Source organism: Sphingopyxis selenitireducens (assembly GCF_051550705.1).
GTDB lineage: Bacteria > Pseudomonadota > Alphaproteobacteria > Sphingomonadales > Sphingomonadaceae > Sphingopyxis.
The window spans coordinates 265368-281451 of sequence record NZ_JBPULG010000001.1; the positions used below are offsets into that span (position 1 = coordinate 265368).

Here is a 16084-nt window from a genome sequence, read left to right on the forward strand (position 1 = left end):
CCGGCGACACGCCAGCGGCCACGATCAAACCGGCGGCAGGCCCAAGTTTCTGGCATTCCCGGAAACCTCCAGCGCAACAGCGGTGGCGATCGGATCGGTGCAGGGATCAGCGAAGGTCAACAGCAGATCCGTCCCCCGCGCCTGCAAGGAAACGGGGCTGTCGTCACACAGGCGGCGCGCCGTACCCGGCATGGGCAGATCCTTGACCAAAAGCTGGGTGGATGAAACGCGTCCCTTGAAGATCAGGTTCAGACGTCCCGGCGCGGCAGTGAAGCGCACCGCTTGCCCGCATTCGGTTTCGCCATCCGACCGCGTCCACGGCCTTGTGCTATAAATGGCGTCGCCGTTCCTGCGCAGCCACGCGCCGAACTGCTTGAGACGGCTGAGCTGCTCGTCCGGGATGCCCGCGTCGGTCGCGCGCGGCCCGACGTTGAGCAGCAGATTGCCGTTACGCGACACGGCATCGATGAAATCATGGATCAGCGTTTCCGCGCTGGCATAGTCGGCCTCACTATCGTTGCGGTTGAAGCCGAAGCTATGACTCATCCCGCGGGTTGCCTCCCACTTCTTGACCTGAATTTCGGCGAAGGCGGCATATTCGGGGGTACGAAAGTCGCTGTGCGGTATCTCCGGCGGAATGATGCCCTTCGATTGCTCGCCGCTCTGCCGCGCGATCGCGGCCTTGATCTTGCGATCGGCATAGCGCCGCACCGGTCCGAACTTGAGCAGGTCGCGTTGCAGGCTGCCCGCGACCCAGCGATCGTTGACCACCCCTTCGGGCACCGCGCGATAATAGTCGGCGAAGAGCTGGTAGAGCGGTCCGGGCCGTGTCGGCCACGAAATATCGTTCCACAGCACCGACGGCTCATAGCGGTCGATCAGTTCGCGGACCTGCGCCATGGCATAGGCCGGATAGTCGCCCCCCGGGGTCGAAGCGATGAAGTCGCCGAGCGTCCGCATCGGGCGCCGGTTGAAGGTCCAGTCGATCCCGCCCGAATAATAGACCCCGAAGCGCAACCCCACCGCAAGCACGGCCTCGGCCAGTTCGCCAACCAGATCGCGGCGGGTGGTCCAATCCTTCTGATGGCGGTTGGCAACCTCACTGGGCCACAGACACAGTCCGTCATGATGCTTGGTAACCAGCACGACATAACGCGCACCGGCATCGCGGAACGCCTCCGCCCAAGCGGCCGGATCCCATTGCTTCAGCCCCTCTTCGAACGGCTGTTTGAAATCGCTGTAGGGGGCATCGCCATAATGCGTCTGGTGAAATTCGGCGGAGGGCGTTCCTGGCACCTTGATCGCGTTACAATACCATTCGGTATAGGGAACCATGGCGACCGCACGGTCGTAATCCTTGGCGAAAGCCTCGCCGATCGAACCAAGGCGCGGTGCAAAACCCGGAATGGCGAACGCGCCCCAGTGGATGAAAATCCCGAACTTCGCGTCCTGATACCAGTCGGGCACAGGGCGCGCGTTGAGGTCGGCCAGCGCGGAACCCGTGGACGCCATCAGTTCGCGCTCCCGTTTTTCGGAAAATCTTTCGAGCGGAGTCGTCCGTCCATCCTGTCTCTCCCATCATCCCGCCATCTTCATCGTGGCGCCTGTTGCTTCACAGTTGATTCTATCAACATAGAAAAATCAATGTTATAATTGCAATGTGGACGACATCGGGGGCTTGGAAAGCCGGCTTCACCCGCTTTCCAGGGTCGCGGAATGGCGTTTCCGATGCCACAAAACCCGCAGAAAGAGCCATATTTCCGCCGCGTTTCGGCAAACGCCACAAGTTAAATATATCGTTATAGACTAATATATAAAACACCGATAACAATGTTTCCCGGGGGGATGCTGTGAGGGCATTTCGCTGTAAATAGCGTGGGATCCGTATCAGCGGGCCCATCGCGCCAATAATCGACCAGCAGAATCGCTGGCGGCGGGAGAGGCGTGGTATGCGAAATATTTCTTGGATGTTTGCGAGCGTCGCATTCATTGCGATGCCGGTTGCAGCGCAGACGCAAGGGACAACACCGGCGGCGGATCAACCCGCGGCCACGGAGGGGGCGTCGGGCCTCGCCGAAATCGTCGTCACGGCGGAAAAGCGCAGCGTCAATCTGCAGGACGTGCCGCTGGCGATCTCGGCCTACACCGCCGATGCTCGCCAGCTCGCGGGCATCACCACGCTTCAGGATGTGGCGAACTTCACCCCGGGGCTCAGCTATTCGGCGAGCAACGACCGCGTCTTCATCCGCGGCATCGGGCGTCAGACCAACACCAACGGCAGCGACCCCGGCATCTCGACCTATACCGACGGCATTTACGATGCTTCGACCAGCTCGATCGCCGCGTCGGATTTCTTCATCGAGCGCATCGAAGTGCTTCGTGGCCCGCAAGGCACGCTGTACGGGCGCAATTCGATCGGAGGCGCAATCAACGCGATATCGAAGCGGACGACCGAAGAATTTGAAGCCGATCTGCGCGGCACGGTCGGCAATTACGGCCTCTACACGCTGGAAGCCGCGGTTTCGGGGGAGCTCACCAATGGGCTTCGTTCGCGGCTGGCGGCGGCTTACTCCAAGCAGAATCGCGGCTATTTCAAGAATGATGCAGGCGGGGTCAGCGAGGGCGGCCGCGGGAAGCGCCGCTATCTGGAACTTCAGCTGGAGGCGGACCTCGGCCCCGATATCGTCGCCTGGGCGAAAATCTTTACCGGCAGCACCGACCTCAATCCACGCAATCTCAACCGGATCGGCGGCTATGACTTCGCCCCCTACCCCACCGGCGCGATCATTCCGGGTGCGGCCTTTGGCTATCTCTTCCCGGGAGTCGTCGCGCTCGATCCCAGCCCGCTGCCGCCGGGTGTGACCGACATACGGCATTTCAGCGCCGATACGACGCAGACCGAGAAGATGCGCGGCAATTTCGGCGCGACCGGCGACATCAAATGGAGCCTGCCGGGCTTCGACGTCCGCCTGCTGGGCGGCTATCAGAAATATCGCATCGACAACACATATGAGCTCGATGGCACCAGCGTGATTTCCTACGCCTTCCCGCTGAATCCCAACGGCAGTGTTTGCGCCTTCATTCCGGGCTGCGGACCGCTCACCGCCTTTCCGTCGACGGCGCTCAACTTGCACAATAAGAAAAGCTTCGGCAGCGGCGAGCTTAACCTGACGTCGAACACCGATGGTCCGTTCCAATGGGTCGCCGGCGTCTATTATTATCAGGAAAAGCTGGCACAGGAATCGCACTTCAACGCGCCCAACCAGCTGCAACTTCGCGCGCCAGCCAACGGCCCCGCCAACCCGCTGGGCGATTTTGTCTATGCCGCTTCCACGTTGACCACCAAATCGGCCGCAGTGTTCGGCCAGATCGATTACCGGATCACCGACACGCTGCGGCTGACCGGCGGCCTGCGCTACACGCATGACAAGAAAAGCGGGGACGAGTTCTTCCGCATAGTCTGCCTCGGCTGCGCCCCTGGTTTTACACCCGACCTCTATGGTTCGGCGACCCCGGCACTCGACATCACCGCATCGCAAATCTCGCTCGCCGCCGCGCCGGGCGTAGCCTCCCCCGTCACGATTGATCCGGCGACGGGCATCGCCAGCCGCGGCTTGTCCAACAGCTGGGATGCCGTGACCGGAACCGTCGCAGTCGAGTGGCAGCCGACCGAAGATCAGCTGGCCTTTCTGCGCTACAGCCGCGGCTATAAATCGGGCGGCTTCAACGCGGGCGGCATTTCGGCGCTACCACAGACCGGCGCCGAACATATCGACGCGTTCGAGGCGGGGTATAAGCACACGATCGGCAACCGGTTGCGCGTCAATCTCGCGGGCTTTTATTACGACTATCAGGGGCTTCAGGTGCCGCTGACCGTGTCGCAACCCGGCGGCGCCCAACTGACCCAGTTCTTCAACCTCGCCAGCTCGAAAAGCTATGGCGCCGAAGTCGAACTGGCGTGGCAACCGGTCAACCCGCTGCAACTGTCGTTCAACTATGGCTTCGGTCATTCGCGGATCGACGAAGGATGCTGCTTTGTAGATGGACAGGACCCGCTGGCGGTCCAGCCGGGGGCACAGCCGTCGGGTCCGGCCGTCAATGGCCAGCAACCGCAAAGCGTCGCCGGGGCGCGGCTGTCCGACACGCCGCGCCACAAGATTGCGTTGAATGCGATGTACAGCATCGCGTTCGAACCGGGCACCTTCTCGCTGTCGGGCAATTATGTCTGGCGCAGTTCGGCGTACAGCAACATCTTCAACCGCGACTATAACCGTATGCCGTCCTGGGATCAGGTCGACCTGCGCGCGATCTGGTCAGGGCGCGACGACCGCTATCGCGTGATCGCCTATGTGAAAAATCTGTTCGACAGCACGGGATATGACAGCGCGCTGGGCAATCTGCTCGCCTCCTCGCCCACATTGGATGTCGCGCAAAGCCATTCGTTCACGCCGCCGCGAACCTATGGCGTCCAGCTCGAATATCGGTTCCGATAGGCGCGGCGGGTGGCCAACTCTCCCTCGCCCCCGGCCGGAGCGCTACCGCTTTCGACCCGGCTGCTCTATGGCTCGGGCACGATCGCGTTCGGCATCAAGGATCATGGCTTTAACGCGCTTTTGATGCTGTTCTACAATCAGGTCATCGGGCTTCCGGCCGCCTGGGTGGGATCGGCGATCATGATCGCGATGATCGCCGATGCCCTGTTCGATCCGTTGCTCGGGCAATATTCGGACAATGTCCGAACACGCTGGGGCCGCCGCCACCCTTTCATGTACGCGGCGGCACTGCCGATCGCCCTCTCCTATCTTTTGCTGTGGATGCCGCCCGAAATGGCGCATGGCGCGCAATTCGCGTGGCTGGTCGTCACGGCAATCCTCGTGCGTTTTTCGATCAGCCTCTATGAAATTCCGTCGACCGCGCTGCTCGCCGAATTCACCAGCGATTATGACGAACGCACCAAGCTTGTCGCCGCGCGCTTTTTCTTTGGCGTGTGCGGCGGCATCGCGATGACGGTGATAACCTTCGGCTATTTCCTGCAGCCGACGGCCGCACAACCCGTCGGTCATCTCAACGCCAACGGTTATGTCACCTATGCCTGGGTGGCGGCGGCGATCATGATGCTGTCGGTGCTGATCTCGACGCTTGGAACGCAGAAAGAGGTGTTGAAACGCCCGCCGCCTCCACCTGCGTTGAAGGTTCCTGCCCGGCAAATGCTGCGCGAGATGCTCAGCATATTGGCGCACCCCGCCTATATTTCGATCCTGCTCGCCAGCCTGTTCTTTGCGGTGGCGTCGGGGCTCAACATGTCGCTGGCCGTCTATTTCTCAACCTATTTCTGGGAATTGAGCGCCAGCCAGATCGCCACCGTGGCGTCAACCGCGATCATCGGCATCCTGCTCGCCTTTGTCGTGGTGCTGCCGCTGTCGGCGCGTTTCGGCAAGAAGCCCGCGGCGATGATGATGTTCGGCCTGTCGCTGATTTCCAGCGTCACCCCGCTGATCCTGCGCCTTGCGGGCCTTTTCCCCGCCAATGGCGACCCGATGCTGCTGTGGCTGCTGATGGGGCAATTTTCATTCGGGATGATGACGACCATCGCCGGCGGGATCCTGGCGGTGTCGATGGTTGCCGACGTCACCGACCAGATCCAGCTCGAAACCGGCCGCCGGTCCGAAGGCCTGCTGTTTTCCGCCGCCACCATGGTCAACAAGGCGATATCGGGAATGGGGATCATGCTGGCGGGACTGCTGCTCGCCTTCGTCAAATTCCCCGAGAATGCCCAGCCCGGCCAAGTCCCCGCCGACGCACTGCACGGACTGGCGAGCATCTATATTGTGGCGCTGTCGATCGCGACGATCATCGCGATCATCTGCCTCGCCTATTATCCGATCAGTCGATCGCGCCATCTGGAAAATATCCGGCAGCTGGGCGAAGCGGCGGCAGAATGATCGGACGATCAGTCCCGGATATCATGGGGTGTCGCGCCGGATCAGCGGCAAGCCGCCAGCGAGCACGGCCTCAGCGGCGTCGAGCAGCCGCTCATTCTCGGCAACCAGATCGCCCGCGCGGCCGCTTTCCATCCAGCTGTCGAACGCCATGCGTCCGCCCGCAACGAGCATTGCGGCCGCCATCTGCGCGCGGCGATCCTTCGCCGGGTCGATGCCCAGTTCGTCGGCGATGTAATCGGTCATCAAATCGATCTGAAGCCGCTGATGCCCGTACCACACCGGCAGCAGCTCGGGCTCGCCCGCAAGCGCGCGGCCAAGGTTTATCTGACCATCGCCATCGCGTTCATAGGCATGCGCGATCCGCGCGACCTGGTTGCGCCAGAAAGACAGCACCGGCACGCCTTGCGCGCGCTGCATCGTCACCACTTCCTCGAAACGCTCGCCCGCCCGGACCGCGATCGCGGCGGCAAGGTCGCGCTTCGACGCGAAATGGGTGAACAAGGTGGTGATGTGGATGTCGGCCGCCTCGGCGATCGCCGCCATCGTCGCATCGCCATAGCCCAGCGTCACGAACAGTCGCCGCGCCGCCTCTTCGATGCGCTGACGCGTTCGCGCTTTCGCCGCTGTCCGCCTTGGAAAACTGACTTTGGATGCTTCGCTCATGCGCAGATTATAATCATTGCGACGCGAAGCGCCAGCTATATAAGTTGATCATTCTATTCTTATAGTGCAATCTCGAAAGAGATGAACAGGGAGGCTATGGCCATGATCGACATGTCGATGCGCAACGAGTTTGAAAAATGGGTCGAGACGGCTCGCCCGCCACTGGCGGAGGAGCCGGTACTGGGAATCGCCGCGCTGATGACGACCGCTGCCTTCGTCGATCCCGTCGCGCAGGTGCCGATCTTCGACGCCATCGCAGCGGCCACCGCGGCGAGCAACGACGGCGCCGAGCGCGCCGCGCATATCACCAAAGCCTTACCATGGGTTGTGGAAGGCAAACCGCGCATCGCGCTGCCGCGTGTCCTATGGGACGATTTTTGGGCAATCGCCTCCAAACCGCCGTCACCAAGTGCTGGCGAACTCGATCTGACAATTGCGGTCGTCGCGCTCGGCAATCATTATGATCAACGGATGATCGACTGCTGCGAGGCAGCGCTGCTCGAATTCGACGGGGTGCACGACCTGATCGCCCAGCCCGAAGTGCGGTTGACCACCGCCGACCTCGAAAGCCACGCAACCGACAGCCTCGCGACCGACCTGTTGTCGATGCTGAACGCGAATGGATATGACATTGAGGTGATCGACGCCGATACCGTCGTCCTGCCTGGCGACTATCCGGCGCAGAACCGTACCAACCGCCGCATTCTACAGCTTCACGACATCTGGCATCTGGTTGCCGGCTACGGCTTCACCCCGGCAGGTGAGGTTGCGATTTCGGGCTTTCAAATGGCGCAGTTCGGGCAGAATTACTCGACGCGCTTTCTGGCGACGGTGGCAACCACCGCCGCAATCCATTCGCCCATGCTGACCGACATTCTGTTCACGGTGATGTTCGACGGCTGGCGGCACGGCCGCGCTACCAAAGAGCTGATCGCGGTTCCCTGGCACCAGCGTATTGCCGATCCGATCAGCCGCATTCGCGCCGATCTCGACATTCGACCGATCGACAGCGACGCCGTGCGGATGATGGAAGCCTTTACTCCGGCGCCGTGAACAGCGGGCGCCCGGTGGGCGCCCCGCATCACTCTGCTGGAACGGGGGACGCCGACGGGCGGTATTGCGCGGCGTCAGTCGTGAACTCGGCATGGCCATAGCTGACGAGCTGCGCTCTGAGCTTCGCGATGAGTCGGCGGTCGGCAATGCCCCGTACCCCGGGGATATAGGCCGCAAACGCGTAGAGGCGCATCCGCGCATAGATAAACAGACCCGCGATTGCCGCCAGCGCGACATCGCCCGAAGTCAGCGTCACGCCGATCGATGCCGCTTTCGCCTTATCGCCGCCCATGAAACTTTTGACGAAGAACAGCTTGGCGAAAGCCAGCTCGAAAATCTCATGGACACGCGCGCCCCGCGAATTGTCCGGGCGCAGATCGGCCGCCATCGTCGCGCGCAGCAATTCACCGCAGGTGCTGTCATCATATCCGCTGCGTAATGTGCCGCTGCGCGCATTCATCAGGTCGACAATCCCCTGCGGCGTATCGGCGAGCAATTCCTCCGGCAGGCCGAGCAGGAAGCAGCGATAGCGCGCAAGTTCGACCATCGCGCGTTCGCGCGCCGTAAACTCGGTGCGCCCTTCCTCGATCATCTTGTAGGAGAGAAGGAAGACCGAGATCAGCCCGGCGGGCATCTGGTCGACCTGCGGGATGGGAATGCCATAGACGCCCATGTCCCAATCCTTCGGACGCCGCAGCACGTTCGCGCGCACCATCGAATGCATCAATCGGACCATCGCCGCCGATTTAAAGCCGGGTCCGAAACGTTCGAGCGCGCCCGGCAATACCGAGGTGGTGAAGAAGGTCGCGGTATCTTTGACGCGCCGGCCCGCAGTCTGGCTCGACAGCGTGCCCGTGACCGCCATCGGCAAGGCCGCATATTTGTTCATGAAGGTTGCGATGAAGGCGCCGCGGATGATGAACGGACCCAGATTGGCGGCCGCATTGCGATCGACCCGCGCGCCCTCTTCCACCAGCTTCATGTCGAGCCAGTCGGGGATACGTTCCATATCCTTGATAAAGGCCACCAACTCCGGCGGCGCTCCGGGCACATTCTCGACGCCATGGTCGCAGGCCTGCGTCAACATATCGACCAGCGCGCGAAAGCCATGTTCGCGCATCAGTCCGGCATAGGCATCAGCGGTGGCATCGCCGATCATCGTATAGGCGCGAATAAACTCGACCCGGTCGGGATCGGCGAGAAGCGCATCGCGGTCGCGATCATATTTCCCCGACAGCGCGGTCGGATCGCCCGGGGTCGCAGTGAAACGTTCGGGAACGGCGCGAAAATCGACTTTTCCGTACATCGTAGGAACCCGTTCCCGCTGTGATTCCACCTTGGCCCAAAGGCCATCGAGCGCCGCACGTGTCGTCAATGTCCATCCCCCTCTCGACGAGATCACGCCCATCATATATATCGCTTGATATAAATTCAAGCACAACGGACGAAACACCCTCGATGGCCCGACCCGCATCTCCCGTCACACCGCTGCGCACCGCCGCCGACGGCTATCGCAAGGGCGAGGAAACGCGCGCGCGCATCCTCGACGTCGCACTGACCGCCTTCGGCAACAGCGGCTTCGCGACGGTCACGACGCGACAGATCGCGAAGGAAGCCGGGGTCAATTTGCCTGCCCTCACCTATTATTTCGGGAATAAGCGCGGCCTGTATCTCGCCTGCGCGCACGCGATCGTCGCGCGCTATCGCGAAGGCATGGGCGCGGTAGCCGAAGTCTCCTACGCAGCGCTCGGCGGGCCACTGACGCCGGACGAAGCCCGCATCCTGCTCAAGCGCCTCTTCGCAGCGCTAGCGCGCTTTCTCCTGTCGGCACCCGAAGCGCAAAATCCTTCGCTGTTCGTCCAGCGCGAAATCGCAAGCCCCGGCCCCGCCTTCGAGATTCTCTATGCCGAACTTTGGCGACCGGGCATCGAACTCGCCACCAACCTGATCCTGCAGACGACGGACGGCCGGCTTGCCGAGACCGAGGCGCAAGTCCGTGCGATCCTGATGATATCGAGCCTGACAGGCTTTCTCTCGGGGCTCCCCGTCATTGCCCGAACGGCGGGCAAAGCCGATTACACAGCGCTCGTCATCGCGGCGCTGGAGGGGCAGATCGATTCTCTTTGAACCGCGATCCGTGGCGGCCATCCCGGACGAACCTTGAAGGTTCGTCCGGTCACGCTGTCATCGACGGTTTCGGTGGCCCGTTTTTGGGTCAGATTTTTCCCAACTGCCGCAACGTCAGCGGGCGACGCGGTATGCTCACCGTCTTCTGGCGGGTGTAGAAAGCTTCGCAGGCGTTGCCACCATCAGCGCCGACGCCCGATTCCTTATAGCCGCCGAAGGGCGCGCGCAGTTCGCGCATCATCGGCGTGTTGCACCAGACGATGCCCGCCGCGATACGTTCCTGTGCCTCCATGATCCGCGCGATATTCTGCGACCAGACATAGGACACGAGGCCGAAGCGGCTGCGATTTGCGATCTCATAGGCCTCTTCGTCGGTGTCGAAGACGATGAAGGCCCCGAACGGACCGAAGATTTCTTCCTGCGCGATGCGGCTGTCGTTGGTGGTTTCGACGAGCGTCGGCGCGACATAGCAGCCCTTTTCGAGCCCCGCGACGCGGCCACCGCCGGTCAGGATGCGATCGGAGCTACTTTCCCCCGGAACGAAACTGAGCACATGCTGCATATGCCGCCGCGATACCAACGGACCAACTTCGGTCGCGGGATCGCGCGGATCGCCGACACGGATCGCCTCGGCGCGCGCGACAAAGGCCTCGACGAAGCGTTTCGCGATGCTGCGCTGGACGAGAATGCGCGAGCCGGCGAGGCATTGCTGGCCATTGTTGGTAAAAATGCCGAGCAATGCTCCATCCAGCGCCTGATCGAAATCGGCATCGTCGAAAATGATGTTCGCCGACTTGCCGCCCAGTTCCACGGTCGCGGGCTTCAGATGCTCGCCCGCCGTCCGCATGATGATGCGTCCGGTTTCGGTGCCGCCGGTGAAAGTGACAACATTGACGTCGGGGTGGCGTATCAACCGGTCGCCGGTCGAGGCGCCCCGGCCGTTGACCAGATTGACGACCCCGTCGGGAAGTCCCGCGTTGCGCAGAAGCGACGCGAGCAGGCTGATCCCGAGCGGAGCTTGCTCCGAAGGCTTGAGAACGCAGGAATTGCCGAAGGCGATCGACGAAGCGATCTTCATCGACCCCAGCGCGAGCGGCGAGTTCCACGGCGAGATCAACGCCGCGACACCCACCGGCTCACGGCGAACGAGGGTCAGATAGTCGGGATTCTGTTCGTACAACTGTCCGACGCTCTGCCCGATATAATCCGCGAAGAAGCGGAAATTATCGGCTGCGCGCAAAACCTGACGGCTGCGGATCTGTGACAGCGGGATACCGGTATTGCTGCATTCGATATCGGCGAGTTGGTCCGCCGCCGCCTCGATCGCATCGCCGCAGCGACGCAGCACCGCCTGCCGCTCCTCGACCGGCTTGTTGCGCCACACACCTTCGTCAAAGCTGCGCCGTGCCGCCGCCACAGCGCGATCGACAGTGTCATCGTCGGCCTCAGGCAATTCGACGACCAGTTCGTCGTCGGCGGGGTTGATGATGGCGATCGGCGCGGTGCCGGTTTCAACGATTTCGCCGTCGATGATAGCGGTAATGATGGTCATGGAAACTCTCCCAGAAAGGTCAGGAAATGGCGGCATGGCAGCGGGCGCGCCAGCCGAGTGCCGCCGGAGACGCCGGATCGAGCAGGTCGCCGAGCCCGAGCAGGTCGGCGATCCGCGCAGCGAGGCACAGGTTCGAGGACAGGAGCGGCACGCCGATATCGGTTTCAGCGATTACCGGTAGCGACGGCATGCCCGTCCCGCTGAACACCACCGCGTCGACGCCGGAGATATCGATCGCGGCCAGCGCCTCGGCGGCATCGACGCTCCCAAGGTCGTAAATCCCCCGCGTGTCGGCGCCGGGCGCGAGCGCCCCCGCGCTGCCTGCTTCGGCCAGCACATAGCCGCGCGCCTGCCAATAGGCATGGGCCGGCCCGGCGAGATCGGCCGGATAGGGCGAAAGCAGTGCGATCCGGCGTGCGCCCAGCCGGTCGAGCGCCCACGCAATGGCATCGGCCGCACCGAGCACGGGATAGCCGAAGCGCGCTTCGCACGCGGCATAGACCGCGACCTCCTGATCACGATCGACCAGATAGGACGACGCTGTGCATCCAAAGCCAAAGACATCCATCTTCAGCGTGTCGAAGGCGCAAAGTGAATCCTCCAACCGCAGCAGATAGTCGCGGAGGCGATCGGCGGACGCTGCCGCCGCGCTGGTCAGTCGCGTCACCGACAATGCCGCCCGCGGCGGGATCAAAATCGCAAACTCGCTTTCGACCGTCGGGTTGGCCTGCGGCGTTCCGATGCCGACCCTACCGGCGCGGCCATAATCATATCGCGCCGTCATGCGACCTCCGCCGCGGCCCGCAGGCCGGCGATCATCGATGTCCGCAGCAGATGTTCGCGTGCGCGTATCGGGTCGGCGGCAAGCGCCTGCAACTCGGCGAGCATTTCGCGGCGCCGCGCATCGTCGCGCTCCTGCATCCGCGCGCGGTTGCGGTCCGACTGCGCCAGCACTTCGCGTTCGGCGATCGGGCGGCGGCGGCGCGTGTAGCGATCGAGCAGCTCCAGCGGGGCGCCGTGCCAGATCTCGTTCAGCGTCGCGACGAGTTCGAACGCATCATGGACGCCGCCGTTCATCCCCATCCCGCCCGACGGCGAATTGATATGCGCGGCATCGCCCGCCAGCGCGATGCGGCCGACCCGATATTCATCAACGAGGCGCATATGAATGCGATACGGACGCACCTCCAGAAAGCCCTGCTCCGATGCACCCGGAGCGATGACTTCGAGTTTGCGCGCGATGCTTTCGGGAAGCAGCGCATCCTCAATCGTTTCGCCCTCGTCGGGATAGAGGCTGCACCGCCAGAGGTTCGGTAAACGCAGCAGGCTGAAGGTGCCCCCCGCTTTCCAGACATAATTGACGTTCGACAGTCCTTTTAGATGATCATGAAAAGGAAAGTGCGTCGTCACAAGGATGGTCGTTTCAGGATAGGTTTTGCCCTCGAACTTCATGTCGAGCGACCGCCGCACGGCGCTGCGCGCGCCATCGGCACCGATCACGAAACGGCCGGTGAAGACTTCAGGATCGGCATCGTCAGAGCTACCGAGCGGGCGCGCCGTGACGGTCACGCCATCATCATCCTGCGCAACGGCGTCGACACGCAGGCCAAGGCGGATTTCTCCTTTGCCCTCGCGCTGCAAACGGTCGAGCAACAACCGACACAGCTTCGACTGCTCGCACTGCAAGCGGAAGGGATGACGCGTGTCGCCCGCGATCGCCGCAAGGTCGAACTCGGCCCGCTCGCCCGTGCCGTGCATGCGAATCTGCCACGTGGGGGTGCGCAGCCCCTGTTCGATCAGCGAGTCGGCAAGACCATATTCGTCGAGAAAGTCGAGCGTCGGCGGGTGAAAAGTCGATGCGCGCAGGTCGGTTTCGAGGACCGGCTCGGACGCGATCAACAGAAAGGGAATGCCGCGCTCGCCTAGCAAAAAAGCAGCTGTAAGCCCGACCGGTCCGGCACCCACGATGATAATCCGATGCTCCATAGCCGCCATGATGTCCTTCCAAAGCCCCCGCCTGATGCGCATTTTAATTGTACTACTTTTAATAGTTATGTAGCGATAGCAAACGATCTGTGGCAAGACAGGAATGATGAAAAACCCGGCCGGATAGCCCGTTGTCAGCGCCGTCCGTTCAATGCTAGGGTTTGATTCGGAACATCGTTCCGCATTTTGGAATGGTAGGGAGCGAGGCAAATGACAGCGACCGAGCGAGCGAATTCGTCCATCGATAATATCGAGGCGATTCCGCAGGCGACGCATGACGAATATGCCCGGCAGCGCTTCTGCAGCACGTTGCGCCGCCACGCGATCCAGGAATTTGCCGCGTCGCTGGAGGATGACTATCGCACCCGCGTCGGACCGCACCTGAGTGCGACGGGCAATTCGCCCGAGACCTGGCGCGACATTGATGCCGCGATGCGCGGCGAGAATAGCTATCGTTTCTACAGCACGCTTCGTTACAACGCGCAGGAAATGTGCTTCCTGTCGGTGCAGGAACCGGTCGAGCGCGCCCTGCCGGACCTCATCTCCGTGGCGCGCGACGCGGTCGAGCGCAATCCGGCGAACGGATCGCTGCGCACCGATCCCGATTTCGAAGTCCCTCCCTATGTCAGTGCCATTGACGTGCATCTGACACCCGGCTGTTTCCACAGCGAATATACCGAAGACGATGTTGCGCAGGGCGCGGTGGTCAGCCTCGGCGCGCGCGTCTTCACCGCGCAGCAGAGCCACCGGTCGTGGGGCGGCGTCGCCAGAGTGGTCAGCCGCTGGATAAAGGCCGCCTACCCCGATCTGCAACCGGCGCGCATGCTCGACATCGGCACCTCGTCGGGCAAAAATCTTCTGCCCTATGTCGAGGCCTTCCCCGGGGTCGAAGCGCATGGCATCGACGTTGGCGCGCCATTGCTGCGCTATGGCCACGCGATCGCTGGGCATGAAGGCATTCCAGTGCATTTCAGCCAGCAGAATGCCGAAAAGACCGATTTCGCCGATGGCAGTTTCGACCTCATCGTCTCCAGCTTTTTCTTTCACGAAATTCCGGTCTGGGCGACGAAGAAGGTGCTGGCCGAATGCCACCGCCTGCTGAAACCCGGCGGCCTGATGGTGCATCAGGAGCTGCCCGCGCATGATCTGGTCGATGCGTGGGAGAATTATTTCTGGAACTGGGACACGCGCAACAACAACGAACCGTCCTATACGGCCTTTCGCGATCAGGACCCGATCGCGCTGTGCGTGAACGCCGGTTTCGATCGCGATGCCAGCTTTGCGCATATTCTGCCCGACATCGGCGCCTATCCCGACCGCAACACTGCCTTTGGCTGGAACGAACCCGGCCGTCCGCGGCACGGGCGCGGTGGCTGGTACGTCTTCGGCAGCCGGAAACCCCTTTGACCTTTTTGCAATTGGCTCCCCTCGGAGTCCTCGTGGGAGCGAACATGTGATCCTGGACAGGAATGGCAACGGCTACCGCTGGTATGTCGTCGTACTGCTGCTGGCTATCTTCATCCTGTCCTATTTCGACAGGTATATCCTCAGCCTGCTGATCGAACCGTTGAAAAAGTCGATCGACCTCACCGACTTTCAGGTCGGCCTGTTGCTCGGCCCAGCCTTTTCGCTGTTCCATGTGATCGTCGGCATTCCGCTCGGCTGGTATGCTGACAGGACCAACCGCAAATATCTATTGATCGCGGGCATCCTCATCTGGTGCGCGATGACGACCGGCAACGGCTTCGTCACCACCTTCCTTGCGCTCTTCCTGCTGCGCCTCGGCCTCGGCCTCGGCGAAGCGGTGGTCACGCCGGCATCAATCTCGATCATCAGCGACTATTTCAACCGCACCGAACGGGGCCGCGCGATCAGCATCTATATGGCAGGCCCCTATCTGGGGGCGGGCCTCGCCTTCCTTGCAGGCGGCTTCATCGTCAGCCACCTCGAATCGCTCGGGCATGTCAACTGGCCGCTGATCGGCGAACGCGCGCCCTGGCAGGCCGCTTTCATCTTCGTCGGCATTCCCGGATTCCTGTTCGCGCTGATGATGCTGACGGTACGCGAACCCGAGCGTCAGGAGCGAACGGGCTCGGCGCAGGGTATAAGCGTGGCGTTCAAATATATCCTGCAACGCTGGCGCGGGTTTGGCGCGCTGTTCGTCGGTTCGAGCTGCAATTTCGCGATGATCGCAACTACCCTGTGGACGGTCCCCCTGTTCCAGCGCGTCTATGGCTGGAATATCGCCGAGGTCGGCGCCGTGACCGGGCTCTTCTATTTCACCGCCGGCCCGCTGGGGACCGCACTTGCCGTGTGGGCGCAAAAGCGGTTTGAGGCGAAATATCAGGACGCCTCGATGCGGCTGCTGCTGCTGGGCCTCCTCATCGTTATTCCGACGAGTGCACTTTACCCGATCATGCCGACAGCGGAACTTGCGATGGTTCTGATGTTCATCACCTTTATCGGTAAGTCGGTCGCGACTGCGGGCGGTCCCTCCTCGATGATGCAGATCACACCGGGCGAGATCCGCGGCCAGTCGATGGCGATCTTTAGCACGGTCATCGCATTGGTCGGTCCCTTGCTCGGTCTGCCGCTGATTGGTCGGGCAATTGATGCAACGGGCGACCCCACGTCGATTGGTATCGTACTGTCGGCCTATGTCCTGATCATCGGCGTGCCATCAATCATCCTGCTGTGCCTTGGCCTGCGCCATTATCGCGCGGCGGTCCACGATCTGGAACAGGCTCTCAAGGCCTGATAG

Annotated in this window: 12 protein-coding genes; 6 read left to right on the plus strand and 6 right to left on the minus strand. The window is 62.1% G+C overall.

Translation table 11 applies throughout. The annotated features are described in order from the left end of the window. Positions 1-24: 24 nt before the first annotated feature. The gene (locus ACSYDV_RS01170) at positions 25-1512 is read right to left on the minus strand and encodes an alpha-L-fucosidase (RefSeq protein WP_438321908.1); all 1488 of its coding nucleotides are present in this window, start codon (positions 1510-1512) and stop codon (positions 25-27) included. 437 nt (positions 1513-1949) lie between these two features. On the opposite strand from ACSYDV_RS01170, the gene ACSYDV_RS01175 reads away from it, so the two are divergent. Together ACSYDV_RS01175 and ACSYDV_RS01180 are read left to right on the plus strand one after the other, a co-directional pair. After that, a complete protein-coding gene (locus ACSYDV_RS01175) occupies positions 1950-4493 on the plus strand; it encodes a TonB-dependent receptor (protein WP_438321909.1) in 2544 nt (847 codons plus the stop codon). 9 nt (positions 4494-4502) lie between these two features. Next, entirely contained in the window at positions 4503-5942 is a 1440-nt protein-coding gene (locus ACSYDV_RS01180; protein ID WP_438321910.1) for an MFS transporter, read from the plus strand. 21 nt (positions 5943-5963) lie between these two features. Here ACSYDV_RS01180 and ACSYDV_RS01185 read toward each other — a convergent pair whose 3' ends face one another. Then, the gene (locus ACSYDV_RS01185) at positions 5964-6605 is read right to left on the minus strand and encodes a TetR/AcrR family transcriptional regulator (protein ID WP_438321911.1); all 642 of its coding nucleotides are present in this window, start codon (positions 6603-6605) and stop codon (positions 5964-5966) included. 102 nt (positions 6606-6707) lie between these two features. On the opposite strand from ACSYDV_RS01185, the gene ACSYDV_RS01190 reads away from it, so the two are divergent. Then, positions 6708-7658, plus strand: coding sequence for a Coq4 family protein (locus ACSYDV_RS01190; protein ID WP_438321912.1), 951 nt, complete (start codon positions 6708-6710; stop codon positions 7656-7658). Positions 7659-7686: 28 nt separating this feature from the next. On the opposite strand, the gene ACSYDV_RS01195 is transcribed toward ACSYDV_RS01190, so the two are convergent. Beyond that, positions 7687-9033 (minus strand): oxygenase MpaB family protein, encoded by a 1347-nt coding sequence (locus ACSYDV_RS01195; protein ID WP_438321913.1) that lies wholly within the window; start codon positions 9031-9033, stop codon positions 7687-7689. An 83-nt stretch (positions 9034-9116) separates the two neighbouring features. Between ACSYDV_RS01195 and ACSYDV_RS01200 the strand changes: the two genes are divergently transcribed. Then, on the plus strand, positions 9117-9785 hold the full coding sequence (locus tag ACSYDV_RS01200) for a CerR family C-terminal domain-containing protein (RefSeq protein WP_438321914.1): 669 nt from the start codon (positions 9117-9119) through the stop codon (positions 9783-9785). An 88-nt stretch (positions 9786-9873) separates the two neighbouring features. Here the strand turns inward: ACSYDV_RS01200 and ACSYDV_RS01205 are convergent, their stop codons facing one another. The 3 genes from ACSYDV_RS01205 to ACSYDV_RS01215 are packed head-to-tail and all read right to left on the minus strand — an operon-like array spanning position 9874 to position 13323. Next, complete coding sequence (locus ACSYDV_RS01205) at positions 9874-11337, minus strand: aldehyde dehydrogenase (RefSeq protein WP_438321915.1); 1464 nt, start codon at positions 11335-11337, stop codon at positions 9874-9876. Positions 11338-11356: 19 nt separating this feature from the next. Further along, the gene (locus tag ACSYDV_RS01210; RefSeq protein WP_438321916.1) at positions 11357-12121 is read right to left on the minus strand and encodes a maleate cis-trans isomerase family protein; all 765 of its coding nucleotides are present in this window, start codon (positions 12119-12121) and stop codon (positions 11357-11359) included. Next, complete coding sequence (locus ACSYDV_RS01215; protein ID WP_438321917.1) at positions 12118-13323, minus strand: FAD-dependent oxidoreductase; 1206 nt, start codon at positions 13321-13323, stop codon at positions 12118-12120. The genes ACSYDV_RS01210 and ACSYDV_RS01215 overlap by 4 nt, the downstream gene beginning before the upstream one ends. 210 nt (positions 13324-13533) lie before the next feature. Here ACSYDV_RS01215 and ACSYDV_RS01220 point away from each other — a divergent pair, with 210 nt between their 5' ends. Further along, a complete protein-coding gene (locus ACSYDV_RS01220; RefSeq protein WP_438321918.1) occupies positions 13534-14730 on the plus strand; it encodes a class I SAM-dependent methyltransferase in 1197 nt (398 codons plus the stop codon). Positions 14731-14776: 46 nt separating this feature from the next. Beyond that, positions 14777-16081: an MFS transporter gene (locus tag ACSYDV_RS01225; RefSeq protein ID WP_438321919.1), complete on the plus strand. Its 1305-nt coding sequence runs from the start codon at positions 14777-14779 to the stop codon at positions 16079-16081. Positions 16082-16084 lie beyond the last annotated feature (3 nt).